At 63.7% G+C, this 23970-nt stretch carries 22 protein-coding genes; 9 read left to right on the forward strand and 13 right to left on the reverse strand.

Translation table 11 applies throughout. From position 1 onward, the window contains the following. Window positions 1-257: 257 nt before the first annotated feature. Both AC0VX3_RS10995 and AC0VX3_RS11000 read left to right on the forward strand, forming a co-directional pair. Entirely contained in the window at window positions 258-1955 is a 1698-nt protein-coding gene (locus AC0VX3_RS10995) for an ABC transporter ATP-binding protein (RefSeq protein WP_475524736.1), read from the forward strand. Continuing rightward, the gene (locus AC0VX3_RS11000) at window positions 1952-2614 is read left to right on the forward strand and encodes a S8/S53 family peptidase (protein ID WP_475524737.1); all 663 of its coding nucleotides are present in this window, start codon (window positions 1952-1954) and stop codon (window positions 2612-2614) included. Before AC0VX3_RS10995 ends, AC0VX3_RS11000 begins: the two co-directional genes overlap by 4 nt. Before the next feature lie 79 nt (window positions 2615-2693). On the opposite strand, the gene AC0VX3_RS11005 is transcribed toward AC0VX3_RS11000, so the two are convergent. From AC0VX3_RS11005 to AC0VX3_RS11030, 6 genes are all read right to left on the reverse strand, one after another. Then, window positions 2694-3188 (reverse strand): hypothetical protein, encoded by a 495-nt coding sequence (locus AC0VX3_RS11005; protein WP_342892130.1) that lies wholly within the window; start codon window positions 3186-3188, stop codon window positions 2694-2696. 183 nt (window positions 3189-3371) lie between these two features. Beyond that, on the reverse strand, window positions 3372-4811 hold the full coding sequence (locus AC0VX3_RS11010; protein ID WP_342892131.1) for a coiled-coil domain-containing protein: 1440 nt from the start codon (window positions 4809-4811) through the stop codon (window positions 3372-3374). A 40-nt stretch (window positions 4812-4851) separates the two neighbouring features. Next, the gene (locus AC0VX3_RS11015) at window positions 4852-5778 is read right to left on the reverse strand and encodes a DUF6384 family protein (RefSeq protein WP_475524738.1); all 927 of its coding nucleotides are present in this window, start codon (window positions 5776-5778) and stop codon (window positions 4852-4854) included. A gap of 80 nt (window positions 5779-5858) precedes the next feature. After that, on the reverse strand, window positions 5859-7064 hold the full coding sequence (locus AC0VX3_RS11020) for a cell surface protein (protein WP_475524739.1): 1206 nt from the start codon (window positions 7062-7064) through the stop codon (window positions 5859-5861). A 262-nt stretch (window positions 7065-7326) separates the two neighbouring features. Then, window positions 7327-8259, reverse strand: a complete 933-nt coding sequence (locus AC0VX3_RS11025; RefSeq protein WP_475524740.1) for a pseudouridine-5'-phosphate glycosidase — start codon at window positions 8257-8259, stop codon at window positions 7327-7329. A 133-nt stretch (window positions 8260-8392) separates the two neighbouring features. Beyond that, window positions 8393-9328 (reverse strand): PfkB family carbohydrate kinase, encoded by a 936-nt coding sequence (locus AC0VX3_RS11030; RefSeq protein ID WP_475524741.1) that lies wholly within the window; start codon window positions 9326-9328, stop codon window positions 8393-8395. Between the two features lie 384 nt (window positions 9329-9712). On the opposite strand from AC0VX3_RS11030, the gene recA reads away from it, so the two are divergent. From recA to AC0VX3_RS11045, 3 genes are all read left to right on the forward strand, one after another. Then, a complete protein-coding gene (gene recA / locus AC0VX3_RS11035) occupies window positions 9713-10783 on the forward strand; it encodes a recombinase RecA (protein ID WP_475524742.1) in 1071 nt (356 codons plus the stop codon). 268 nt (window positions 10784-11051) lie between these two features. Beyond that, window positions 11052-13709, forward strand: coding sequence for an alanine--tRNA ligase (alaS, locus tag AC0VX3_RS11040; RefSeq protein ID WP_475524743.1), 2658 nt, complete (start codon window positions 11052-11054; stop codon window positions 13707-13709). 162 nt (window positions 13710-13871) lie between these two features. Further along, window positions 13872-15179 (forward strand): cyclic nucleotide-gated ion channel, encoded by a 1308-nt coding sequence (locus tag AC0VX3_RS11045; protein ID WP_475524744.1) that lies wholly within the window; start codon window positions 13872-13874, stop codon window positions 15177-15179. 29 nt (window positions 15180-15208) lie between these two features. Here the strand turns inward: AC0VX3_RS11045 and AC0VX3_RS11050 are convergent, their stop codons facing one another. Then, window positions 15209-15604, reverse strand: coding sequence for a hypothetical protein (locus tag AC0VX3_RS11050; RefSeq protein WP_475524745.1), 396 nt, complete (start codon window positions 15602-15604; stop codon window positions 15209-15211). Window positions 15605-15738: 134 nt separating this feature from the next. On the opposite strand from AC0VX3_RS11050, the gene AC0VX3_RS11055 reads away from it, so the two are divergent. Then, entirely contained in the window at window positions 15739-16434 is a 696-nt protein-coding gene (locus AC0VX3_RS11055) for an aspartate/glutamate racemase family protein (protein WP_475524746.1), read from the forward strand. 91 nt (window positions 16435-16525) lie between these two features. Here the strand turns inward: AC0VX3_RS11055 and AC0VX3_RS11060 are convergent, their stop codons facing one another. Further along, window positions 16526-17092, reverse strand: a complete 567-nt coding sequence (locus AC0VX3_RS11060) for a regulator (RefSeq protein WP_475524747.1) — start codon at window positions 17090-17092, stop codon at window positions 16526-16528. Window positions 17093-17203: 111 nt separating this feature from the next. Here AC0VX3_RS11060 and AC0VX3_RS11065 point away from each other — a divergent pair, with 111 nt between their 5' ends. Beyond that, on the forward strand, window positions 17204-17644 hold the full coding sequence (locus AC0VX3_RS11065; protein WP_475524748.1) for an AraC family transcriptional regulator ligand-binding domain-containing protein: 441 nt from the start codon (window positions 17204-17206) through the stop codon (window positions 17642-17644). After that, window positions 17623-18177 carry a helix-turn-helix domain-containing protein gene (locus tag AC0VX3_RS11070; RefSeq protein ID WP_475524749.1) on the forward strand — a complete coding sequence of 185 codons (555 nt, stop codon included), beginning with the start codon at window positions 17623-17625 and terminating at the stop codon, window positions 18175-18177. Before AC0VX3_RS11065 ends, AC0VX3_RS11070 begins: the two co-directional genes overlap by 22 nt. A gap of 13 nt (window positions 18178-18190) precedes the next feature. On the opposite strand, the gene AC0VX3_RS11075 is transcribed toward AC0VX3_RS11070, so the two are convergent. From AC0VX3_RS11075 to AC0VX3_RS11095, 5 genes are all read right to left on the reverse strand, one after another. Beyond that, entirely contained in the window at window positions 18191-18829 is a 639-nt protein-coding gene (locus tag AC0VX3_RS11075; protein ID WP_475524750.1) for a glutathione S-transferase family protein, read from the reverse strand. After that, complete coding sequence (locus AC0VX3_RS11080) at window positions 18826-19632, reverse strand: ABC transporter permease (protein ID WP_475524751.1); 807 nt, start codon at window positions 19630-19632, stop codon at window positions 18826-18828. Before AC0VX3_RS11080 ends, AC0VX3_RS11075 begins: the two co-directional genes overlap by 4 nt. Beyond that, a complete protein-coding gene (locus tag AC0VX3_RS11085; protein ID WP_475524752.1) occupies window positions 19629-20240 on the reverse strand; it encodes an ABC transporter ATP-binding protein in 612 nt (203 codons plus the stop codon). Before AC0VX3_RS11085 ends, AC0VX3_RS11080 begins: the two co-directional genes overlap by 4 nt. A gap of 186 nt (window positions 20241-20426) precedes the next feature. Beyond that, window positions 20427-21644, reverse strand: coding sequence for an NADP-dependent isocitrate dehydrogenase (locus AC0VX3_RS11090; RefSeq protein ID WP_475524753.1), 1218 nt, complete (start codon window positions 21642-21644; stop codon window positions 20427-20429). Window positions 21645-21828: 184 nt separating this feature from the next. Further along, on the reverse strand, window positions 21829-22299 hold the full coding sequence (locus AC0VX3_RS11095) for an Rrf2 family transcriptional regulator (protein ID WP_475524754.1): 471 nt from the start codon (window positions 22297-22299) through the stop codon (window positions 21829-21831). A gap of 134 nt (window positions 22300-22433) precedes the next feature. On the opposite strand from AC0VX3_RS11095, the gene AC0VX3_RS11100 reads away from it, so the two are divergent. Then, window positions 22434-23939, forward strand: coding sequence for an MFS transporter (locus AC0VX3_RS11100; RefSeq protein WP_475524755.1), 1506 nt, complete (start codon window positions 22434-22436; stop codon window positions 23937-23939). Window positions 23940-23970: the final 31 nt, after the last annotated feature.

Here is a 23970-nt window from a genome sequence, read left to right on the forward strand (position 1 = left end):
GGATCCGGAAGATGCCGTCGTCATCTGCTGCCCCGGCCTCGAGCCGGGGGCCAGTGGCAGGTGTCGGTGGCCGGGCCCGTTGGCCGGGTCTGGAGACGGGTCCCGGATCCAGTCCGGGACGGCGCCCTGGATCTGACTGGCGTTTCCGCAACGCGTTGATGGTTCGCGAAAAGGGCCACAAGATCCATGGGCAGCAGCATGAAAGAGGATGCATGAAGCAGGCTGTGCCATTGACGGCAGCGACGAGGCCGGCCCCAGTGGAGCGGAAACCGCTGCTGCGCGCACTGCTCGACCGGCTGGTGGGCCGCCGAGAGGCGGTCTGGCTCGCGCCGCTGGTGCAGCCCTACCGGTGGCCGATGGCGGGGCTTCTCGCGGTTTCCCTCGTGTCGGCCATGGCCGCGCTGGTGCCGCCCTATCTGACCAAGCTGGTGATCGATCGGGGTCTGATTGCCGGGGACAGGCAGGCGCTGGTCTTCTATGTGGCGGTCCTGTTCGCCGTCGGCCTCGTGGCGCTTGCGCTCGGTGCCTTCAATTCCCTGTTTCACCTGCGCTTTTCCGCAAGGCTTCTGGCGGATCTGCGCCGTGCGGCCGTCGGCCGGATCCTGGCGCAGTCGCCCCGCTGGCAGGCACGGCAGAAGGTGGGCGAACTGATGAGCCGTCTGGACGGTGATACGGGCGAGGTGCAGCAGTTCACTTTCGCCGCGCTCGTGACCGGCGGCGGCAGCCTGTTGAGGCTGGCTGGCGGGCTGGTCATGCTGTTCGTGCTAGCGCCGCAACTGGCCCTGCTGGCACTGGTGCTGGCACCGGTGGAGCTTGTGTTCTTCGCCCGGGCGCGGCCGGTGACCCTGGCCCGGGCCCGGCAGGTTCGCCAGGCTCGGGGGCACCTGGCCTCCGGGTTGGCGGAAACCATCACCGGGCTTGGCGCGTTGCGTGCGCTCAATGCCACGGAGCGGGCCGCCGGCCGGATCGAGGTCAGGCAGCAGGGTCTTGTCGCGGCGCTGATGTCGGCGCAGATCTGGAACGAGGTGACCCGTGCCGTTCCCACCGTGCTGACGGCGCTCCTGCGCGGCGCGGTGTTCCTGGTCGGCGGACTTGCGGTCATCGACGGCACCTTGCCGCTGGGATCCCTGATCGCCTTCACCGCCTATCTCGGTTTCCTGATCGGGCCGATGCAGTCGCTGATCTCGCTCTGGCACGGCCAGGCACGCATGAAGGCGGCCCTCGATCGCCTCGACGAGATCATGAGCGCAAAGGCCGATGTCAGGGATCCGCCATCACCCGAGCGGCTCGACCCGGGAGGCGGCGCGCTGGTTCTTGCCGGAATATCCTATGCGCCGGCCGAGGCAGCGTCGCTCTTTTCCGACCTGAGCCTGAGCATTCCGGCGGGATGCAAGCTGCGCCTTGGGGGTGTTTCCGGGGCGGGCAAGTCGTCGCTCCTGTCGCTTCTGCAGCGCCACGACGACCCGGGAGAAGGGGCGATCCTGCTCGATGGCATCGATCTGCGCCGTCTGGCGCTGGCGGATCTGCGCCGTGCCGTTGCCCTGGTGCCTCAAAAGGGTCATGTCTTTTCCGGCACGCTGGAGGACAATTTCCGCCTTGGAGCGCCCGAGGCGAGCGCAGCGCAGATGCGGGACCTGCTGCGTCTTGTCGAGTTGGAGGAAAGGTTCGGCGCTGACGGCCTCGACACAAGGCTGGGCGAGGGCGGGCTCGATCTGTCCGGGGGGGAACGCCAGCGGCTGTGTCTCGCCCGCGCGCTGCTGCAGCCCTTCAAGGTGCTGGTGATGGACGAATGCCTGTCGGAAGTCGACGGCGGCCGTGTGTCCCGGATCATGGCGCGGATCGATGCGCGCTTTGCGGACCGCACCCGGATCGTCGTCACCCATGGAACGGCCGCCCGTTACGGGGAATTCGACCTGAACGCGGATCTTGCCGGCTCCGCAGGGGTGGCGGGATGACCCGTATCGGCCTCGTCGACGGTGCCTTGCCACCGGCGTGGCCGGATCTGGCCGGGCAAGACTGGTTCTGCGAAGCCGACGGCGCACCGCATTCCGGCGATCACGCGGTGGCCATGACGCGGACCATCCGCGCGCGGGCGAACGCCGTTGACGTGCTGAACGCGGTCGTCTTCCCGGGACGGCTGTCGACGTCTCTGGAGGCCATCTGCAACGCGCTGGCCTGGCTTGCGGAAGATCCGCCGGACATCGTGCTGTGCGCCTTCGGCATGACCCGCTCGAGCGCGGACCTGGCGATCGCCATTGCCCGCCTGCAACGGGAAGGCGCCATCATCGTGGCCTCTGCACCGGCGCAGGGAGGTTCGGTTTATCCTGCGGCGCTCTATGGTGTGGTGTCCGTACAGGGCGATGCGCGCTGCGCGCCGGGCGAACTGTCCAGACTGGATCTGCCTCACGCGACGTTCGGAGCCTGTCCGCAGGCCGCCGGATCTTGCGGGATCCGGGGTGCCAGCCCGGCGGCTGCGCATGTCGCCGGACTTCTGGCGCACAGGGATCCGGCTCTGAGCGCATCCGCGTCCGCGTTGCTGGAGCCGCATATACGCTACCGTGGCCGGGAACGGCGAAACGACCAGCGCGAGTACGCGGGTCGCTCCTATGAGTGATGCTCACCCTCCCGGTGCGCCGCCACGCCGTCACCAGGGTCTTCAGCCCAAGCCGTCCGGGTGCCCGATCAGGCCGTCCTCAGGACGAAAGCGGCGGGCAGGGGCTGTTCTGTTCGGCGCGGGACTTCAGGCCCTGTAGGCTTTGCAGGGTGTTCGGATTGCCGGGCAGCACGAAGCTCTGTTCCAGTGCGGTGCGCACGTTGTTGATCACCGCAAGATCCTGGACCGCAAGCGTCTGGCAGGGCGCGCCGGTGAACCGGACCCGGATGCGAATGACCCGCTGACCGTTGTCGGAGGGACCGAACTGGGTATCGAGCGCCGGATTTTCACCGGTCATCGCGCGCTCCATGACGATCATGTTGGGCTCGTCCTGGATCACCACGGTGCCGCGTTCCTGGGCGCTGGAAACGAGCGCGGCGTGCACCATTGCCGGCGAGGCGGCGATGCTGACCGACTGGGCACCTGCCGGGACGTTCAGTTGCGGCTGGTCCTGCACGGACGAACGGCGTGAAGTTCCGGATTGGCAGGCGGCCAGGGCAAGTGCGCACAGGCTGATGAGGAGAAGTCTTCGCATTGGCAATCCCGGGGTTCTAAATGTCATTCAAAGTGCACGTCTCAGTATAAGTCAGGGTCGTGGCACAGCAAAGCAAACCGCGCCGTCCGGTCTGTCCACACACTGACACGACTGTGCTAACGAAGCCTTGTGACCGTAACGGGGCGGAAACGTCTGAACGTGTCCATGGTTGCAAGACCGGATCTAAAAACTGTCACCGGTCTTGAAACCGCCGCCGCCGAAACTGCCGCCACGCCCGAAGCCGCCGCCGCCGAAATCCTTGCCGCTGCTGCGTCCGCCGAAGCCGCCCATGGATTTGGGAAGGCCCGATCCTTTCGGAAAGGCAATCTGCCGTCCACGGGGTTTGCGGCGCTTGTGGGCGCGTTCCGCACGCGACCAGTATTCGGCTCCGGTGATCGCTCCCTTGACCAGTTCGCCCAGAAGGACCGTCGTCAGCCGGTCGTCGGAGAAGGTGGATTCCCAGCTTCCGTAGCCCTGGGACCGGAACCGTTTCACGACATCGGTCAGCTCCGCCCGGCGCCGGCCGATGTCCCGCTGCAACTCCCTGTCCTGCCGGATTTCCCGGGTAATCTGTTCAACCCGTTCCTTCAGGTCCTCGATCCGCCGGACGATTTTCTCATCGTCCGGAGACGGCGTATCGAGCGCCGCGCGCCACAGATCCTGAAGATCGTCCGCCTGAAGCGACACGGACAGAAACTCCTCCGCTTTCTGGAAATCGGCATCTTCGCCGCCGGAAAATTCCGCGAGGGCACCGGCCAGCGTGTCGATGCGCCGATCCAGGGTGTCCAGTTGACCATCGATCAGATCGACATCGCCGCTGAGATCCTCGATCATGCCGACCAGGTCGGTTCCGGCAGCGTCGGTCATCGCATTGCGGCTGAATTCAGCCAGTTTTGCCTGTTCTTCAAGCGCGATTTCGGCGCAACGTTCGGCATGCCTGGCCATGCGCTCCGGAATTCCGGTCAACATGGCGTAATTCGCGCGGGCATCGTGAAACCGGATCAGCCCGGCAACCCAGCGGTCCAGAGAGCGCACCAGCCCGCGGCGCTTGTACTCCGGAGTGCCGTAGCCCCTTTTCCAGAGATACATGAACAGCGGGTCGGCTTCATAGGCCTTTCCCTTTTGCTGGCGGTCCTGTTCGGAGGTGGCTGCCTTTGAAGCGGCTGCCTCAGCCGTGGCCTGCGCCGTTTCGGTGTTCTCGCGCTGGGCCTGATAGGCGGCATCCCCCTCCAGGCGGCTGTCGACCGCCTCCATCAGCTCGTTCATCTGGTTTTCGGAGGCGTCGCGGGTCGCGTCGAGCTCGGCGCGCTTTTTCTGCAACTGGGCGCGTTCGCTTTCGCTCTGGCGCAACTGGTCGCTCAAGACCTTGTAGTCGGCACTGCGCTTGTCCAGCAGCCGTCGTGCTTCCCGCGCGGCACTGTCCAGGCGGGTGTTCAGCGTTCCGGCACTGTCCGTGTCCAGCCGGAACCGGGCAAGGTCCCGATAGGCTTCGCTCTGCCGTTCCTGCAGGTCGGTCAGGGCGCGGGTGGAGCGCTCGATGCGCTTGCTCAGTTCGGCTTCTTCCCGGCGCAGGTCGGAAAGCGACTGCTCGATCGTGCCCAGGGTCTGACGTCCCGTCAGCATTTCATCGCCTCCCGAGAGCCCGGTCCGGTCCTGCCTGGCGCTACCATTTTGTCACCGCTCCGTCCTGAACGCCGCTGCGCCATTTGATGTCCAGCTCGCCCCGCCGTTTCTGGCCGAGCACGCCTTTCTGCACGATGCCGTCTTCCATCTTGTCCCGACGGACCGCGTTGTAGATCGTGTCCGAAACGCGCTGGCCCCATTTGTCGACGAGTTCGGCCTCGCTGTTTTCCTCGGAAACGATCTCGCGCTTGACGACGTTGCCGTCGGGATCGATGGCCTCGACCACGATGTAATAGTTCTCCGTATCCGGATTTGCTTCCGGAATGCGGGACACGCCCGTCGGAATGCCCTCACGCGAGATGATCCTTACCTCGAACACCTGTTGAAGCTGTGCCGCGAGCTTGCGCAGGTCGGCTTCCGCCTTGAAAGCTGCCGCGTTCTTGCCGTCCGACAGGGCCAGACGGCCGTCATCGGCAAGACGCGCGGCCCGGGCCTCGATATCGGGATTGTCGGTCAGGAGATCGATGCGGCCGACCAGTTCCGAATAGGTTCCGGTCAGCGCCTGAAGGCGGGCCTGCAGGTCGGCTTCGGCGCGTTGCGCGGGCAGCTTGACGATGAAATACCAGGCGGCGACACAGACCACGAGCAGGGCGAGGGCGCCAACCAGCCATCTGGCCCACACCCCCCGCGAAATATAGATCATCGCCAGCGTGCGCTGGAAGCCGGCGGCCGGGGGCATGTAGACGAACCGGTCCCGTTTCAGGTCCTCCACGCCGGCTTCCAGGATGTGGTCGGGAACCGCGATCCCCTGGGAGGCGTAGACCTGGCGGAGCCGCTCGATCATGGCGGCATCGCGCTCGTCGGTCTTCAGTTCCCGGGTGACCTGACCCGCTTCGTGCCGCAGGGTGTCGACAACGTCCATCGCCATCATCAGGTCATCGAGCGGGGCGTCTGATTTGAGTGCCATGAACAGGGTTCTTCTCCAGCGGGGCGGATCGGGCGTTCGCCCGGTCCGTCGGTCCTTGGCTGTCTTGAAGGGCGGCTGGCCTAGAGGGCCTGGCCCTCTGCGGTCAGCTTGGCCAGCCGCCGCTTGCCGTCTTCCACCGCGTTGCGGATTTCTTCGGAGTTCTTCGTCGACATGTCGCGCATCTCGTTGATGATCTCACGGGACTGGACCTGGAAGTTCACGACGGAATCGACCAGCTTCTTGACCGAAGCGGCGGCAACCGTCGGGCCGTAACCGGCCTTGAGGGCTTCCTTCTGGACGGCATCGCCGATATCCGCCAGGGTCTCGAGGCTCTTGTTGATGCCTTCCTTCATGGCGTTCAACGTTTCGGTGCTTTCGTGCAGACCCTGCAGGCCGGTGAAGGAGGCGTTCAGCGCAGTCAGCACGGATTCGTTGGTGGAGAAGAAGCTGACCGACTGGGCATAGACCCGTTCCTTGGCATTGGTGGTCTGCATCAGCCGCGCCATGATCACTTCCGATGTGTTGTAGCCGATGGTCAGGTTGTCGGAGAGATCCTTGGCGATCTGGTAGCGTTTTTCCTCGTCCTGCATCTCGCGCAGGCGCTCGTCGCGTGCCAGTTCCAGACGGGCCTTGCTGGCCGGATCGTCTCCGGCATAGGCTTCCACTTCCGCGGACGCGGCCTCGAGCGCCGCTTTTGTCGCGGCCAGTTTTTCGGTTGCCATGTTGAGGACTTCAAGTGCGGTCACTTCGGCCTGCTTCAGCGCGCCGCGAAAATCCCGGTAGGCTTCCAGGATGGTCTGCTCGCGCTCGATCTGGTCCTTGGTCGCCCTGGCAACTTCCTTGTTGGTGCTGCGGATGTCGTCGAACCGGTCGGAAATGGTGCCGCGGCGCATGTCGCGCCACGTGTTGGACATGTTTTCCATGAAGGAAATCTTGCCGTCCGCCAGTTGGTCGACCAGCGCCTTGGCGTCGTCCCGGATCGAGTTGAACGCTTCCGTGATTTCCTCATACCGCTCGCCGATATCCATCTGCTGGACCTGGGAGCGCACGACTTCGTTGAAATTGGAGGTTTGGGACAGGGTCCGCGTGATGACCAGCACTTTGTCGGGAGACAGGTCCGAAATCTGTTCCAGAAGCGCATTGATCGGCGCATCCGTTTCGCTTTCGGGAGAGATGCCGATATCGCGCAAAGTCGACAGGGCGCGGTCAAGATACTGGAGCGGGGAAAAACCGCCGGCCGGAACGACCGTGTTTCCCGGGGTTTCAGGTGCTGCAGCGTCTGTCATGTCTGACCTCCTCAAGGGACGGCGGCGTTTGATGGGGCATGCCGCTGCGTCCGGTTTTCTTCACATGTGTGCATGTTAGGGCAGGCTTACGCCGCTCTGTCAACGGGTTACGAGCGCACATGGTGGTCCCGAGTGGCTGTTGCCTTGCGCGAACCGTTCATGCTTAGGCGCCGATTGCAACAAGGGCATTTCGTTCCGGCGCGCATATTTTGAGAAAAGCCAGTGACCTGGGGGCATCACCCGTCTGGATATCCCGGAAACGTCAGACCAGCTCCGCCGCAATACGGGCGGCGAGCCGGGCGTTGTTGCGCACCAGGGCGATGTTGGTCTCAAGGCTGCGACCGCCGGTCAGGTCGAATATGGCGCCAAGCACGTATGGCGTGACATCCTTGCCCCTGATGCCGTCCGCAGTCGCCCTTTGGAGAGCGGTTTCGATGAACCCCGTCATTTCCGCGCGGGCAATTTCAACGGCTTCCGGAACCGGATTGGCGATCAATACGCCGCCATGGTCCGGGAAATTGGCGCGCATCTTCAACAACGCACCGATTTCGGCAGCCGTGTTCATCGTGTATGGCGCATCAAGGCCGCTTTGCCGCGACCAGAAGGCGGGCAGTTCGTCCGTGCCGAAGGCAACAACGGGCACGCCCTTCGTTTCCAGAACTTCCAGGGTCTTTGGAATGTCGAGCAGCGCCTTGGCGCCGGCAGAGACGACGCAGACCGGTGTGCGCCCGAGTTCGTCGAGGTCGGCGGAAATGTCGAAGCTCTGTTCCGCGCCCCTGTGCACGCCGCCGATGCCGCCGGTGGCGAAGACCTTCACGCCCGCTGCATGGGCCGCCATCATGGTTGCCGAGACGGTTGTCGCGCCATGGCAGCCGGTCGCCAGCGCGAATGTCAGGTCCGCACGGGAACACTTCATGACGCTGTCCGCGTTGGCGAGGCGGTCGAGGTCGGGATCGGACAGGCCGACCATGATCTTGCCGTCCATCAGCGCGATGGTCGCCGGAACGGCGCCCTCGGAGCGAATGTCAGCCTCAACCTGCCGGGCTGTTTCCACGTTCCTGGGAAACGGCATGCCATGGGTGATGATGGTCGACTCGAGGGCGACCACCGGCTTTCCGGCCCCTAGAGCGTCGCGCACCTCGTCGTTGTGGACGATCAGATCTGCAAGAGCGGCGGAGGGGGCGGGGCTGGTCACGGCAAGCGGCCTTTCTTTGTCCTGGTCCGGCTCGGGGCCGAGGCCGGAGCGGGAAAAGGAGCGGGAGAAACGGTTCTGGCGGGTCTTATAGGCGCGGGGCGTTCAGGCGCCAAGACCGTATTTGTCCGGCTGGTCAAACGCGGCGCAGGGCGTCCCACGAGAGCGTTTCCGCCAGGGCGCCGGTGCTTGCCAGGGTGAGTGCGGCTGCCGCCAGACCAAAAGGAACCGCGTCTGACAGACCGTGGCCGCGCGCCCGGGCTGCAATCATGCCGGCGATCAAGGCATCCCCGGCACCGGTGACATCGATGATCACGGTCTCGGGTCCTGTCTTCGGCGGTGCGAACGTGCGGATCGTGCCGGCTTCCAGAACGTGGACATCTTGCGCGCCGCAGGTCATCACAAAGCTGTGCAGGCCGGTTTGTTCAAGGGCGTCGGCAAGGTGCTGGGCCGCTGCGTCAGGCGGCAGGCCGGTGAGGGCGGCGGCTTCACCGCGGTTCAACATCAGGCAATCGAGAGCCGTCAGAACGGGTTTCAGCCGCGCGGACTTGGCTTCCGAGACCGCACTGGCGATCAGGCGGCCCGGCCCGATCCGGTCTGCAAGGCGGACCAGCATCGCTTCGGGCAGATTCGCGTCGGCAAACCAGATCGTGTCATCGGCCGGTGTTGAAACCAGGCCCGTGACGAGGTCGTCGAAGAGGTCCGCCGGGGCTTCGGCCAGCACCCGGTCGTCGACACAGGCCGCTGCCAGGGCGCCCGAGGGATCATGCAGCGCAAGATACTGCCCCGTGGCAAAGCCGGGGCGCGGCAGCACGGACAGAAGGATCCCTTCGCCGGTCAGCCGCCTGGTGAGCAAATCGGCCGCGCTGTCGTCGCCAACGGTCCCTACCAGCCGGACCGGTGTGTCAAGACGCGCCAGGGCGCGGGCGAGGTTGGTGGCGACACCGCCGGGTTGCGACGCGAGGCGGGCGGGCGTGGAGGTTTCCGGGCGGATGGGTTCGCGCGCATGGGCGATCGTGTCGATGTGGAGGGCGCCGATCGCGATGACCGGGCGGGTATGAGCGGGCGTCACGGCCAGGGCACTTCTCTTCGAAACAGCCGGCCCGGGACCGGGGATGGAAACAAGAACTAGGCCGGGGACTGGGCCAGGGACCGGGACTTCTCGGGCCGGCCGGATGCAGACAGGTGTTGAAAGCGCGGGCTAGCAGATAAACCGCGAAGCGGCAAGCATCGGTCAGAACGGGCACGTGATTCTGTTCCCGACCTTCGTCACCGGTTGTTCCATTTAAACTTACGTTACGTCAATTTTTAAGTTTCAAAATAGAACATACTGGAAACAAAAGAGCATTTTCGTTTTAATGCCAATCAGTTCCGGGTTCTTGATTAATGAGAACAAAAAGTGTACAAAGGCTCTCATTGAAACGGCGGGTCCATCGTGGAATAAGGAGCGTAAGCCATGTCACAAAGTACACTTCGTCTCGTAGAAAGCAGCCAGATGGATAAGACAAAAGCGCTTGATGCAGCGCTCAGCCAGATCGAACGCGCCTTCGGCAAGGGGTCCATCATGAAGATGGGCCAGGGACAGGTCGTCGAGATACAATCCGTCTCGACCGGTTCCCTCGGCCTTGATATCGGGCTCGGGATCGGCGGTCTGCCGCGCGGCCGGATTGTCGAGATCTACGGGCCGGAGTCCTCGGGCAAGACCACGCTGGCTCTGCATACGGTTGCCGAGGCCCAGAAGGTCGGTGGCATCTGTGCCTTTATCGATGCGGAGCATGCTCTGGATCCGATCTACGCCCGCAAGCTGGGGGTCAATATCGACGACCTTCTGATTTCGCAGCCCGATGCCGGCGAGCAGGCTCTCGAGATTGTCGACACGCTGGTGCGGTCCGGTGCCATCGACGTTCTGGTGGTCGATTCCGTGGCCGCATTGACGCCCAAGGCCGAACTCGAGGGCGAGATGGGTGACAGCCTTCCGGGCATGCAGGCGCGCCTGATGAGCCAGGCACTGCGCAAACTCACCGCGTCGATCTCCAAGTCGAAATGCATGGTGATCTTCATCAACCAGATCCGCATGAAGATCGGTGTGATGTTCGGGTCACCGGAAACGACGACCGGCGGCAACGCGCTCAAGTTCTACGCCTCCGTCCGCCTTGATATCCGCCGTATCGGCGCGATCAAGGACCGGGACGAGGTCATCGGCAACCAGACCCGTGTCAAGGTGGTCAAGAACAAGCTGGCGCCGCCTTTCCGTCAGGTCGAGTTCGACATCATCTATGGCGAAGGCGTCTCCAAGACCGGTGAACTGATCGATCTGGGCGTGAAGGGCAATATTGTCGAGAAGTCGGGTGCCTGGTTCTCCTATAACAGCCAGCGTCTCGGCCAGGGCCGGGAGAACTCCAAGCAGTTCCTCAAGGACAATCCGGAAATCGCTGATGAGATCGAACTGGCCATCCGCCAGAACGCCGGTCTGATCGCGGACGCCATCATCGATCCCGAGGGCGGGGCCGAAGAATCCGAAGACTAGACCCTCCCGAATTTCTGCTGTCGGGTTCCGGACGCTTGTCCGGTCTTCCAGAGGCCTTCTCCCGCGCGCCGGGGGAGGGCCTTTTGCTTGATTGCCGGCTGCAACGGTGTTTGCGGCTCCCAAGGGGCGTTGGGCCGACGCAATTGCTGGACAGGGCAAAAGTGCAAAGTTAAAAGGCTGTTCCGGTCCGGATCCTGTCGCGGATGCTGACCGTGACCGACTTTCAACCGGCCCGCCACGACGGGCTAAGGACCGATGCGAGATCCGAATGACCGGCGTAAATGAAATCCGCTCCGCCTTCCTGGACTATTTCAAGAAGAACGATCACCAGGTGGTCGATTCCGGGCCGCTGGTACCACGCAACGATCCGACCCTGATGTTCGCCAACGCGGGCATGAACCAGTTCAAGAACGTCTTCACGGGTCTCGAAAAGCGGGACTATTCGCGGGCGGTCACGTCGCAGAAATGCGTGCGCGCCGGCGGCAAGCACAATGACCTCGACAATGTCGGGTATACCGCCCGGCACCACACGTTTTTCGAAATGCTCGGCAACTTCTCCTTCGGGGACTATTTCAAGGACAGGGCCATCGAGCTGGCCTGGAACCTGATCACGAAGGAATTCGGGCTGCCGAAGGACAAATTGCTTGTCACGGTCTACGCCGAGGACGATCAGGCCTTCGATCTGTGGAAGAAGATCGCCGGCCTCGGTGAGGACCGGATCATCCGCATTCCGACGTCCGACAATTTCTGGACCATGGGCGATACCGGTCCCTGCGGTCCGTGTTCCGAAATCTTCTATGATCATGGCGAGCATATCTGGGGCGGCCCTCCGGGCTCACCGGAGGAAGACGGCGACCGCTTCATCGAGATCTGGAACCTGGTGTTCATGCAGTATGAGCAGACGCCGGACGAGCGCCTCGACCTGCCGCGGCCGTCGATCGACACGGGCATGGGGCTGGAACGGCTGGCGACCATCCTGCAGGGCGTGCACAACAACTACGACATCGACCTGTTCAGGGCGCTGATCGCGGCTTCCGAAAATGCCACGGGCGTGGATGCGGAAGGTGACGCGCTGGGCAGCCACCGGGTGATCGCCGATCATCTGCGGTCCACCAGCTTCCTGATCGCGGACGGCGTGCTGCCGTCGAACGAAGGCCGGGGCTATGTGCTGCGCCGGATCATGCGCCGCGGCATGCGCCATGCCCACCTTCTGGGCGCGCGGGATCCGCTGATGCACAGATTGGTGCCCACGCTGGTACGCGAGATGGGGCGGGCCTACCCGGAGCTCGGCCGTGCGGAAGATCTGATTACCGAGACGCTGAAACTGGAGGAAACCCGGTTCCGCAAGACGCTCGAGCGTGGTCTTGGTCTGCTTGACAGCGCCACGGAAGACCTGAGCGCGGGCGGGCGCCTTGACGGTGAAACCGCCTTCAAGCTCTACGATACATTCGGATTTCCCCTCGACCTGACCCAGGACGCCCTGCGTGAGCGTGACATCTCCGTCGACCTTGACGGGTTCACCACGGCCATGGAGCGCCAGAAGGCGGAAGCCCGTGCTGCCTGGTCCGGATCGGGCAGTGCGGCGACGGAGACCGTCTGGTTCGCGCTGAAGGAAAAACACGGCGCGACGGATTTCCTGGGCTACGAGACAGAGACGGCCGAGGGCGTCGTTGTCGCGCTTGCGTCGGAAGACAGGGAAACCGGGACACTTTCCGCCGGCGAAAGCGGCTTTGTCATTCTCAACCAGACACCGTTCTACGGGGAAAGCGGCGGCCAGGTCGGTGATACCGGAGAGTTGTCCGGCCCGGGTGTGAAGGCCCAGGTCACCAACACCCGGAAAAAGGCCGACGGCCTGTTCGTTCACAGCGTCACGGTCGAGGAGGGTGAGCTGGTGCCGGGTCTTGCCCTGGAGCTGAAGGTGGATCACAGCCGCCGCGCGGGGATCCGTTCCAACCATTCGGCAACCCACCTGGTGCATGAGGCCCTGCGCGAAGTTCTCGGCACGCATGTGGCGCAGAAGGGTTCGCTGGTATCGCCGGACCGGCTGCGGTTCGATTTCTCGCATCCCAAGCCGGTCAGCGACGACGAGTTGGCGACTGTCGAGACCTTCGCCAACGAGATCGTTCTGCAGAACGCGCAGGTCGATACCCGGCTGATGGCGGTGGACGATGCCATCGAGGCGGGCGCCATGGCGCTGTTCGGAGAGAAATACGGCGAGGAAGTCCGCGTTGTGTCCATGGGCACCGCCTTGCACGGCGCCAAGGCGGGCAAGCCCTATTCACTGGAACTGTGCGGCGGTACCCATGTCAGGCGTACCGGCGATATCGGTCTGGTGACACTGGTTTCGGAAGGCGCGGTTGCAGCCGGCGTGCGCCGGGTGGAAGCGCTGACCGGCGCCGAGGCACGTGCATACCTGGATGCCCAGGACAAGCGCATGCGCGAGGTTGCCGCAATCCTGAAAACCTCTTCCGACGACGTTCCGGCAAGAGTTGCTCAATTGATCGAGGAGCGGCGCAAGCTGGAACGGGACCTGGCCGATGCCAGAAAGAAACTTGCGATGGGCGGTGGTGGCGGCGAGGGCGCGGCGGTCCGCGATGCGGGCGGCTTCAAGCTGATGGCCCGCACCGTGGAAGGCATCAACCCGAAGGACCTCAAGGGGATGGCCGATGAGGCCAAGGGGCAGCTCGGTTCCGGTGTGGTGGTTCTGATCAGTGTTGCTGAAGAGGGCAAGGCGGCCATCGTGACGGCTGTCACCGCGGATCTGACGGAAAAGGTCAGTGCGGTCGATCTGGTGCGCATCGGTTCCGAAGCCCTCGGAGGCCGTGGCGGCGGCGGCCGGCCGGACATGGCCCAGGCTGGAGGTCCGGACGGCTCGAAGGCCGAAGAGGCCGTCGCGGCCATCGAAGGTCACCTCGCGTCGCTCTGACAGGCGCCGAGACGGATTTTGGAAACGAGAAAGCGCGCCGGCCGGCGCGTTTTTTCGTGTGACCGGTGATCTCTTGACATCCGCATCCGCCCGGTTTCGGACGCTTCCCTTCGCGGGGCTTTGTCACCGGGCGTTCTTCGGATATGCATGAAAACCGGAAAAATGCGGAGAGGCGGAGACGCGGTGCAGGGTGAAGGCTATAAACGGGCGCTTTACGAAGTGCTCGAGGACACGGGCAAGCGGAAGCTTGCCGCGCGGTGCTTGCGCCACTTCCTGGTATTTCTGATCCTTGTCAATATCGTGCTGGCCGTTCTGGAAACGGTTCCCCAGATCCGGGAAACCGTCGGAGGGCATTTGCGTCTGGTGCAGCTTGCCAGCGGTTTTATTTTCGTGGTCGAATATGTTCTGCGGCTGTATGTGGCGGATCTGCATCCGCCCCTGCGCAGATACGGGCGCCTCTGGTCCCGGCTGCGATATGCAATGCAACCCAGCGCGATGGTCGACCTGCTTGGCGCGCTGCCGTTGCTGTTCGTGCTGTTTCTGCCCAATCAGGCCGTCACCATCGTCGTCCTGCTAAGACTGACGCGGTTCCTGAAGCTGGCGCGGTATTCCCCGGCCTTGAGGTCGCTGATCTCCGCGGTCGGGGCGGAACGCAAGGCATTGCTCGGGTCGACCATGATCATCGGGGGGGTCGTTCTGCTCGCCGCAACGCTGATGTATCTGATCGAACACGACAATCAGCCTGAAAAGTTTCGCAGCATCCTGCACGGCATCTACTGGGCGATCACGACGGTCACCACTGTGGGTTATGGCGATGTCGTTCCGACAAGCAACCTCGGCAAGATGGTGAGCAGCGTGGTCATGCTGATGGGCTACGGGCTGATTGCTCTGCCGGTCGGCATCATCGCGTCCGCGTTCGCGCGTGAAATGCACAGCCGGGATTTTGTGGTGACCTGGTCGATGGTGGCCCGGGTGCCGCTGTTTGAGGATCTGAAGGCAACGGAAATTGCCGAGGTCACGAAACTCCTCCGGGCGCAAAGCGTGCGCAAGGGCGCCTCGATCGCGGAACGGGGCGATGTCGCCGACCGGATGTTCTTCATTACCGACGGTGAGGTTGCCATCAAGCTGGATCATGAAACGGTGTATCTTGGCGAAGGCAATTTTTTCGGCGAGCTTGCGCTGATCAATCCCACCCACCGGACAGCGACCGTCACCGCCTTTACCGACTGCCAGCTCCTGGTGCTGGAGGCCGGTGCGCTGCAGCAGCTGATGGACCGGGATGGGGCGCTGGCGCAGAAGATCCTGAATGAAGCCAGGAAACGGGTGGCCGGAGGCAAGCAGGTGCGCGGGGAATTCGCGGCAGAAGAACTTCAGCAGGCCGGTGTCTTCGCCTCCGCGGAGGAGTCCGACCGGCAGCCGGAGCTTTTTCCGGAAAATGCGCCGGCTGGCGGCAAGGACAAGCCCGACTGACGAAGGAAACTCCCAGCCGGTTTTCCGGCTCAGTAGGGTGTCAGCCCCGGCGGCAGCAACGCATAGAGCGGGTCGCCGTCCCAGAACACATCCGTCGGCCCGACTGCGAAATCGATCAGGTTCCAGCGGTTGTACTGAACGCGCAGAAGGGCATAGGTGTCGAGACCACCCATGTATTCCGCCTGGGTGGCATAGGTCGTCCGTGCCGGATCGATCGCGCCGCCACCCGGCCGTTGCGGCGACAAGTGGACGAATGCCCAGCCGTTGCCGGAGCGCATCCAGTCGACGACGAATTCGACCGGCGGCCCGACCCGTGCTTCGAGCATCGGGCGGACGGCATTGAGGATCTCCGATCGTTCCGCCGTTCCGCGTGCCGGTTCGTGGACGCTCTGGGCAAAAGCGCCTACAGTTGCGGTCAAGAGCACTGCGGCGCTTAAAAGAAATCTTTCAAGCTTTTGAAATAATGCCAAAAAAATCCGTTTTTGAGAAAATGATTCAAGCATGGTGCACCCTGGACATGGTTCGTTTCTGGCCGCCTTCAACCTGACGGAAAACTGACATGAAAACAATCGGCCTTCTGGGCGGAATGAGCTGGGAAAGCACTGCCGTCTATTATCGGGTGCTGAACCGGATGGCGCGCGAAAGGCTGGGCGGGCTGCACTCGGCGAAGTGTCTTGTGTGGTCGTTCGACTTTGCCGAGATCGAGGCCGCGCAGGCGTCCGGGGACTGGGACGCGGCGACCGGGATGATGGTAGCAGCGGCGCGCAATCTGGAGCGTGGCGGGGCGGACTGCCTGGTGATCTGCACCAACACCATGCACAAGATGGCCGATGAGGTGCAGGCCGCGATCAGCATTCCGCTTCTTCACATCGCCGATGCGACAGCTCCGGCGATCCTGCAGGCCGGTTGCAGGGTTCCGCTGCTGCTGGCCACCGCCTACACGATGGAGCAGGATTTCTACAAGGGCCATCTGAAGCGCACACACGGCATCGATGCGCGCGTGCCGGGGACCGGCGACCGGGCGGAAATACACCGGATCATCTATGAGGAACTCTGCCGGGGCGAGATCCGGTCCACTTCCAGAGAGACTTATCTGGAAGTGGTCCGCAAGGAGGCCGCAAAAGGCGCGGATGGCGTCATCTTCGGCTGCACGGAGATCGGTCTGCTGGTAAAGGCGGACGACTTTGACGTTCCCGCCTTCGACACGACCGCGCTGCATGCCGCCGCCGCGCTCGATTTCGCGTTGGAGCAATAGCACCGGCATCGCTTGAAGGGGCGCCTTGGAACCATGACGTCGAGCCAAGATGCTCCGGCCATGTCTCGTGCTTCGGCCGCGAAGCCTGGCGTCAGCCCGGAATGACGGGCTGGACAGGCGGCACCTGCGCTTCCCAGAGAGCCTTGAACTCCGGCAGGCCCAGGGTCGCCAGTGTCTCGTTGTCGGGCCCCAGTATCTCGTAGATCATCCCGTCGGTCCCGCGATTGCTGAACCAGGCGATACAATCCACGTCACCGCCGCCTTCCGTATGCGGCGCACCGCCGCCCGGTTTTTCCACGAAGCTTGCGGTCGGACGAATTTCGGTGAGCGTTCCTTCCTCGTCGTAAAGACGCAATTCGCCCTGGATGATGAACGTGCTGTAATCCGCGTGGTGACGGTGCAGCACAATCCGCTGATTGGCGGCGAACTTGAGAAGGAGATCAACCACCTTTGCGTCCGGATCGACCTTCAGGACATGGTACCAGACATGATCGATGCCATCGAGGGTGTTCCAGGTCACATTGGACTGATCGAACATGCCTCCTGTCGTATTCGCGGTCTGGGCGGCTGAAGTCGCGGTTGTGCCGATGGCGACGGCTGCGGCAGCCGTGCCAATGCCGGTCAATCCCTGGCGGCGCGTGAGTTTCATTTTCGTCATGGTTCCCTCCCTCCGGATCCGGGTCCGAACTGTCTTGCATCCTTTTGGTTGCACAGCGCCGGTTTGAAATCTTGCCATTTGGTGCCATGCTGGGCTCGGGGAGGCGGCTTCATGACGGGCTATACGCGCGCGAGCGCTCTTGGACCGATAACGGAATTCGTTGAGACGCGCGGCGGGTCGATCGAGCGGATATTTCGCCGTGTGGACCTGCCTTTGGCTTTGCTGGACAATCCTGACCTTCCCTTGCCGCTGCGCGAGCAATTCAAGGTGCTTCGTGAAGCGGGACGGGAAATCGGCGATCCGTTTTTCGGGGCTGCGCTCGGACGGGTCGTGAGCATGAAGAAGCTGAGCGCCTTTGGAGCCTGGGTCAGCGGCGCTCCGACGCTCGCAGGTGCAATCGACCGCTCGGGCCGGGGCCTCAATCGTTTCCTGCAGACCGCGACGGTTCTGCGGTTTCAGGTCTCGGAGGCGAAGGCGCGCTGGTCCATCGAGTTTCTCGATCCCGGCAAAGACGACGATTTCAGAACGAGTTGCTGGGTGTCAGTTACCTGATTGACGGCGTGCGCCATTACGCCGGCAGCGGCTGGACACCGACGTTGATCCGCTCGACCTGTGTCGGTGCGGAGCAAGCCGCGGCGCTGGAGAACGTGTTTCAGGCACCGGTCCTGCATGATGCCCCGGTGTCGGCCGTCGAATTCGACACAGCTCTTCTTTCGGCAACAGGTCCGGAGAGGAAGCGGCCCGATTTCGGGGCGGAGCCGACGATCCCACCCCCTGTCGGCCTTCGGGAGGAAGTCGCGATGCTCTCGACGATCGCGTTGCTGGAAGGTTCTCCCAGGATCGACTGGGTGGCGCGCAAGCTGGACATGAGCCGCCGGTCCCTGCAGCGCGCGCTGGACCGGGAAGGGTGCAGTTTTTCTTCTGTCCTGGAGGGCCTGTTGAAGGACCGGGCCGTTGCCCTGCTGCTTGCGCAAAAACGCAGCCTGACCGACATTGCGCTGCATCTGGGCTACAGCGACAGCGCTCATTTTTCCCGCGCCTTCCGGCGCTGGACCGGAATGCCGCCCTCGCGATACCCCTCCTGATCGCGTCGCCGTATCAGCTCGAGACTGCCGGTTCGCTCGCCTTGAAACTCGGGCGGTCCCGGATGGTGTCCAGCCATGCCGACAGCTTCGGGGCTCTATTGAGAAGGGTGACGCCTTCCTCCGCCTTCGCGAACAGTGCCAGCATCGGCAGGGCGTGGCAGTCGGCGAGCGTGAGCCTGTCCCCGAGCAAATAGGGCCCGGCCTCGATCAGGGTTTCCAGCGCCCCCAGAACCGTGCGGGCGGGCCCCATGGACGAGGCGATCTTAACCTCGTCCGCCGCTGTCCCGTCCCGGGGTTTCACGACCCGTTCGACGAAAATGTCCCAGACAAGCGGGCGGTAGGCATGGCTGTCGAGGATCGAGAGGATCTGGGTCATTCTTGCGCGGCCCGCGGCACTTGCGGGCTGCAACGGCGGTCCGTCGAAGGCTTCGTCGACATAGCGCAGGATCGCGACCGTCTCGTAAAGCGAGAAATCCCCGTGTTTCAGCGCCGGGATCCTGGCGAAGGGATTGAGTTCGAGAAAGCTCTCCGGTGGTCCTTCGGGCGTGAACACGTCGATCGGGACCAGCTTGTAGGTGAGACCCTTTTCCGCCAGCGCCAGCCGCGCCGAGCGTACATAGACGGAATAATCCGCACCGAAGAGCTCGATCATGCCGATCCTCCGCTGAGGCGGTCGAGACGCAGCCGGTGCCTGTTGTCCGTCAGGCGCCAGACACTGCCGAAGGTGGCTCCGAGCACGCCCAGGCCGGTGGCGCCACCCAGCAGGAACATGATCAAAAGCTGGTATTTGACCGCCTCCTGCGGGTCGACACCGGACAGGATCTGTCCGGTCATCATGCCGGGCAGCGAGACCACGCCGGTGGCTGCCATGGCATTGATGATCGGCGTGAAGCCGGAGCGCAGTGCCTGGCGGACAAGCGGCCTTGTGGCCTCCCATTTCGTGCGCCCGAGCAGCAACTGGGCCTCGACCGCGCGGGAGCCCTGGGCCAGTGCCGAATGCAGCGTGTCGAGGCCGAGGCTGACACCGGTCATGGTGTTGCCCAGGATCATGCCGAACAGGGGCAGGGCGAATTGCGGCGCCCAGACCGGGTCCGGACGGATCTGGCCCACAAGCGCATAGACCGTGACCAGCATACCGGCGATCAGCATGACCCCGGCGCCCAGTCCGGGGCCCCAGAGCCCTTTCAGCCGCCGGTCCTGCCGCGCCCAGATCTCGCGCCCCGCGAACACGCTCATGACGGCGGCGGCAAGCAGGGTCCACCAGAGCGAACCGGCGAAAAAGATCGCCTTCAGGATAAGCCCGACCAGAAGCAACTGCACCGTCATGCGCAGGGCGGATACGATCAGGGTGCGGGTCAGTCCGAGATTGAGCAGCAGAGAGAACACCGCGTTCAGCACCAGGAAGATCGAGGCGGCGGCAAGGTCCCAGTAGGACAGGGCGAGGTAGCCGGTCATGACATTGCGTCCCGGGGCTCAAGGTCGGTGAGCCTGCCGTGTTGTTCCATATGGAGGCGGCGTGCGCCGAACCGGTCGGGCTGGCCGGGGTCGTGCGTCACCAGAAGCATCGCGCAGCCGGATTGAAGCCTTGCCGCCAGGAGCGCTTCCACCTGTTGCACGGAGGGCGGATCGAGCGCGGAGGTCGGTTCGTCCAGGAGCAGCACCTGAGGGGCGAGCTGCAACGCCCTGACCAGCGCCAGGCGCTGGCGTTCGCCGGTCGAAAGCCGCGCGATCTCCCAGCCGAGCGCGTTTTCCAGACCGACGGCGGCAAGAAGCGCGCCGAGCCCGGGCGTGTCCTGGAAATGGTCTTCGACGCGTTCGCTCCACCAGCCGCTCTCGGCCGGCACATAGGCAACCTTGCGGCGCCAGTCCGGAGCGGAGAGCGACGCGCGGGAAACGCCGTTGAGCATGACCGAACCCGCGTTCTCGTCGAGATCGGCGATCGCTCGCAGGAAAAGCGACTTGCCGGCGCCGGAGGGGCCGGAGACGGCGGTGGCGGCGCCAGGCGCAAGATCGAGATCGAACGGGCCAATCAGAGGTGTCTTCAGGTCTCGGATCGTCAGCACGCGTGCTCTCCCCAGGGCCTTGCTATCGGGAGACTAGCGCGGCCGCGGGACAGGAACAATCGAGGTTTGCAAAAGAATGAGCGCACATCCGGGAGGAGGTGGCCGGCAGGGCTTCAGGTCCGGCAGCGGTCAGGGCACCCCGGAATGGCTTCCGGGGTGCCCCGAGCAGTTTGAAGGAGACGCGGTTCAGCGCGCCGCCATGGCCTTCGCCAGGTTCTCGTCGATCTTGTCGAGGAAACCGGTGGTGGTCATCCAGGACTGGTCCGGGCCGACGAGCAGGGCCAGATCCTTGGTCATGTAGCCGGATTCCACCGTCTTGACGCAGACGCTTTCCAGGGTCTTGGCAAAGCGGGCCAGCTTGTCGTTGCCGTCGAGCTTGGCGCGGTGCGCCAGGCCCCGGGTCCATGCGAAGATCGAGGCGATGGAATTGGTCGACGTGCTTTCGCCCTGCTGGTGCTGGCGGTAGTGCCGGGTGACCGTGCCGTGGGCGGCTTCGGCTTCCACGGTCTGGCCGTCCGGGCTCATCAGGACGGAGGTCATCAGGCCGAGGGAGCCGAAGCCCTGGGCCACCGTGTCGGACTGGACATCGCCGTCATAGTTCTTGCAGGCCCACACATATCCGCCGGACCATTTCAGTGCCGAAGCGACCATGTCGTCGATCAGGCGGTGCTCGTACCAGATGCCGGCTTCGGCGTATTTCTCCTTGAACTCGGCCTCGTAGATCTCCTCGAAGATATCCTTGAAGCGGCCGTCATAGGCTTTCAGGATGGTGTTCTTGGTGGACAGGTAACAGGGCACCTTGCGCTGGAGGGCGTAGTTCAGCGAGGCGCGCCCGAAGTCGCGGATCGAATCGTCGAGATTGTACATGGCCATGGCAACGCCGGCGGAGGGCGCGTCATAGACCTCGCGCTCGATCACCTCGCCGTCCTCACCGGTGAAGGTGATGGTCAGCTTGCCCTTGCCGGGAAAGCGGAAATCGGTGGCGCGGTACTGGTCGCCGAAGGCGTGGCGGCCGACGATGATCGGCTGGGTCCAGCCCGGCACCAGCCGGGGCACGTTCTGCATGATGATCGGTTCGCGGAAGATCACACCGCCGAGAATGTTGCGGATGGTGCCGTTGGGCGACCGGTACATGCGCTTGAGGCCGAATTCCTCGACCCTTGCCTCGTCCGGTGTGATGGTGGCGCATTTAATGCCGACGCCATGTTCCTTGATTGCGTTGGCGGCATCTACGGTGATCTGGTCGTCGGTCTCGTCGCGCTTCTGGATCGAGAGATCGTAATAGAGCAGGTCTATGTCGAGATAGGGGTGGATCAGCTTGTCCTTGATGAAGGACCAGATGATCCGGGTCATCTCGTCACCGTCGAGTTCGACGACCGGATTATCGACTTTGATCTTTGCCATGGGAGCTTGGCCTCGCGTATTTGGAAGATGGGTGGTGCAGGTGCATGTCTCTTCGGACGTGCTTTAGCAGGTTTTGGTTGTGTGCGCTTGTATACGATTGGTTATTTTGAAGGTATGCCGACTGATGGGACGGCGTCGGGAAGTTGCCCTGGCCCGCTCTTTCCGCCGGGCGCGCAACGCCCTCTCAGCCCGCGTTTTCGCGTCGTTTTCCACCGGTGATCTTTTTCTGATGCTCCCGGATGACCTCCGCGTGCGGCGCAACCAGGTCGGCAACGGTTGTCCGTTCAAGTTCCGCGCGGAATGTCGCCCGCGCAGCCTCCAGCGCCGCGGATGTCGCCTGGTTGGCGGATCTTTCCAGGAGACAGTGCGGCGCGTCGCCGGACCGGCCGACGGCGAAGAGTTCCGGCGAGCCGAGGGCGGAATACACATCGGCGAGCGTGATTTCGGTCAGTTTCCTCAACAGGATCCAGCCGCCGCCATGGCCCTTGGTGGCGCGCACAAACCCGGCTTCCCGGAGGCCGGCCATGGTGCGGCGGACCAGCGACGGGTTGGTGTTCAGCATCTCGCCGATCCGTTCCGAGGTCACCGGTTCGTCGATCTGATCCAGATGCAACAGCACGTGAAGCACACGGGGCAATCGGCTGTCTGTGCGCATGGGGGTCTCCTGTTTCCAGGATCATAGCGGGTCCGTTCATTCGTTACAAATCAAAGCACAAGAGATTGACCTGCCCAATTACGTAACTTAAAAAGTCACATAACGGATCGTCCGGCAGTCAGGGAAGCTTCAGAATGTCATCAGCAAATTTGGACGGGGATGCGAACAGGGAGACGGAGCGGGGATACAGTCATCGCTGGAGCGCGCTGGCGGCCCTCTACCTGGCCATGTTCATGACCATCCTCGACGTCTCCGTCGTCAATCTGGCGCTGCCGGCCATCCGGGCCGATCTGGACGCCTCCGACAGCGATGTGGAATGGGTTCTGGTCGTCTATGTGCTGGTCTTCGCAGCCGCGCTCTTGCCCTTCGGCCGGTTCGGCGATGTCGCCGGGCGGGACCGCATGTTCCTGTGGGGCGTCGCGGGGTTCAGCCTGAGTTCGCTTGCCTGCGGTCTTGCCCCGGACATCTCCAGCCTGATCATGGCCCGCGCGCTGCAGGGCCTGAGTGCGGCGGCCCTGGTGCCGCAGGTGCTCGCGATCGTGCATGTCCTTTTCCCCGCCAGGGAAAAGGGCAGGGCGATCGGCCTTTTCGGCACGGTCGGCGCGCTCGGCGCCGTCGCAGGACCGTTGATCGGCGGCGTGCTCGTCTCCGCCGACATCGCAGGAACGGGCTGGCGGCCGATCTTTCTGATCAATCTTCCGATCGGCCTGATTTCCATGGCCGCTGCCTTCCGGTATGTGCCGGTCCTGAAAAGCGTGACCAGGGTCATGCCGGACTGGCGGGGGACCGTCCTTTTCGCCCTTGCCGTGCTGGCGCTGGTGTTTCCGCTGGTTGAGGGCCGGCAGTTCGGCTGGCCGATCTGGTGTTTCGGCCTGGTGGCGCTCGGGGCGGTCTTCGGGGGGCTCTTCTACCGGCAACAGCTTCAAAATGCCCGGACGGGCCGCGCGCAACTGCTGCCCGTGGTGCTCACGAGGGACAGGATCTTCGTTGCGGGCGTTTTGTATTCGTCCGTGTTCTTTTCCTGTCTGGCGGGCCTGTTCTTCATGCTGGCGATCTATCTCCAGTCCGGCCTTGGCCTGACGCCGCTCGAAGCCGGGGTGATGCTTGCAGCGCATCCGGCGGGGGTCATTCTGGCCTCTTACGCTACGGGCCGGCTCGGCATGCGACTGCCGGTCCTGCGGATCACGCTCGGCACCCTGGTCGTTCTTGGCGGGCTGGTCGCTTTCTGGCTGGTTGCCGGTGGTTCGGGGAGTTCAAGTGTTCCGGTCGGCTTGCTGCTGCCGTTGCTGGCCGTCGGTCTCGGCACCGGCACGCTGATCCCGGCCCTGTTCCAGCGTGTGCTGTCACGGGTTTCCGGCACAGATGCGGGGGCAGGAGCAGGTGTACTGCAGGCTTTTCAGCAGGTCGGCATGGCGCTGGGCGTCGCGATTCAGGGACAGATCTTCTTTCAGGTCCTGGGGCATGCCCCGGAGGCTGCGGACTATCTGCCGGCCGCGCGGATGACGCTGGCCTATCCGATTGCCGTCCTCGCGGTGCTTCCGGTCACTCTGGGGGTCGCTCTGGCGCCGTGGCGCGCGTTTGCAGGCAGCCGCGGCCGGGTGGAGCCCGGGCAGCAAAAAAATGCCCCCGCGGACATGTGATGTCCGCGGGGGCGCGTCAAGGCATGGCAGC

The organism is Roseibium sp. QJM3NY_11, assembly GCF_056173175.1.

Coding starts and splice junctions, on each gene's coding strand:
- AC0VX3_RS11000 (WP_475524737.1), top strand. CDS start 1,952: ATGACCCGTATCGGCCTCGTCGACGGTGCCTTGCCACCGGCGTGGCCG.
- AC0VX3_RS11005 (WP_342892130.1), bottom strand. CDS start 3,188: ATGCGAAGACTTCTCCTCATCAGCCTGTGCGCACTTGCCCTGGCCGCC.
- AC0VX3_RS11010 (WP_342892131.1), bottom strand. CDS start 4,811: ATGCTGACGGGACGTCAGACCCTGGGCACGATCGAGCAGTCGCTTTCC.
- AC0VX3_RS11015 (WP_475524738.1), bottom strand. CDS start 5,778: ATGGCACTCAAATCAGACGCCCCGCTCGATGACCTGATGATGGCGATG.
- AC0VX3_RS11020 (WP_475524739.1), bottom strand. CDS start 7,064: ATGACAGACGCTGCAGCACCTGAAACCCCGGGAAACACGGTCGTTCCG.
- recA (WP_475524742.1), top strand. CDS start 9,713: ATGTCACAAAGTACACTTCGTCTCGTAGAAAGCAGCCAGATGGATAAG.
- alaS (WP_475524743.1), top strand. CDS start 11,052: ATGACCGGCGTAAATGAAATCCGCTCCGCCTTCCTGGACTATTTCAAG.
- AC0VX3_RS11045 (WP_475524744.1), top strand. CDS start 13,872: ATGCGGAGAGGCGGAGACGCGGTGCAGGGTGAAGGCTATAAACGGGCG.
- AC0VX3_RS11055 (WP_475524746.1), top strand. CDS start 15,739: ATGAAAACAATCGGCCTTCTGGGCGGAATGAGCTGGGAAAGCACTGCC.
- AC0VX3_RS11060 (WP_475524747.1), bottom strand. CDS start 17,092: ATGACGAAAATGAAACTCACGCGCCGCCAGGGATTGACCGGCATTGGC.
- AC0VX3_RS11065 (WP_475524748.1), top strand. CDS start 17,204: ATGACGGGCTATACGCGCGCGAGCGCTCTTGGACCGATAACGGAATTC.
- AC0VX3_RS11075 (WP_475524750.1), bottom strand. CDS start 18,829: ATGATCGAGCTCTTCGGTGCGGATTATTCCGTCTATGTACGCTCGGCG.
- AC0VX3_RS11080 (WP_475524751.1), bottom strand. CDS start 19,632: ATGACCGGCTACCTCGCCCTGTCCTACTGGGACCTTGCCGCCGCCTCG.
- AC0VX3_RS11090 (WP_475524753.1), bottom strand. CDS start 21,644: ATGGCAAAGATCAAAGTCGATAATCCGGTCGTCGAACTCGACGGTGAC.
- AC0VX3_RS11095 (WP_475524754.1), bottom strand. CDS start 22,299: ATGCGCACAGACAGCCGATTGCCCCGTGTGCTTCACGTGCTGTTGCAT.
- AC0VX3_RS11100 (WP_475524755.1), top strand. CDS start 22,434: ATGTCATCAGCAAATTTGGACGGGGATGCGAACAGGGAGACGGAGCGG.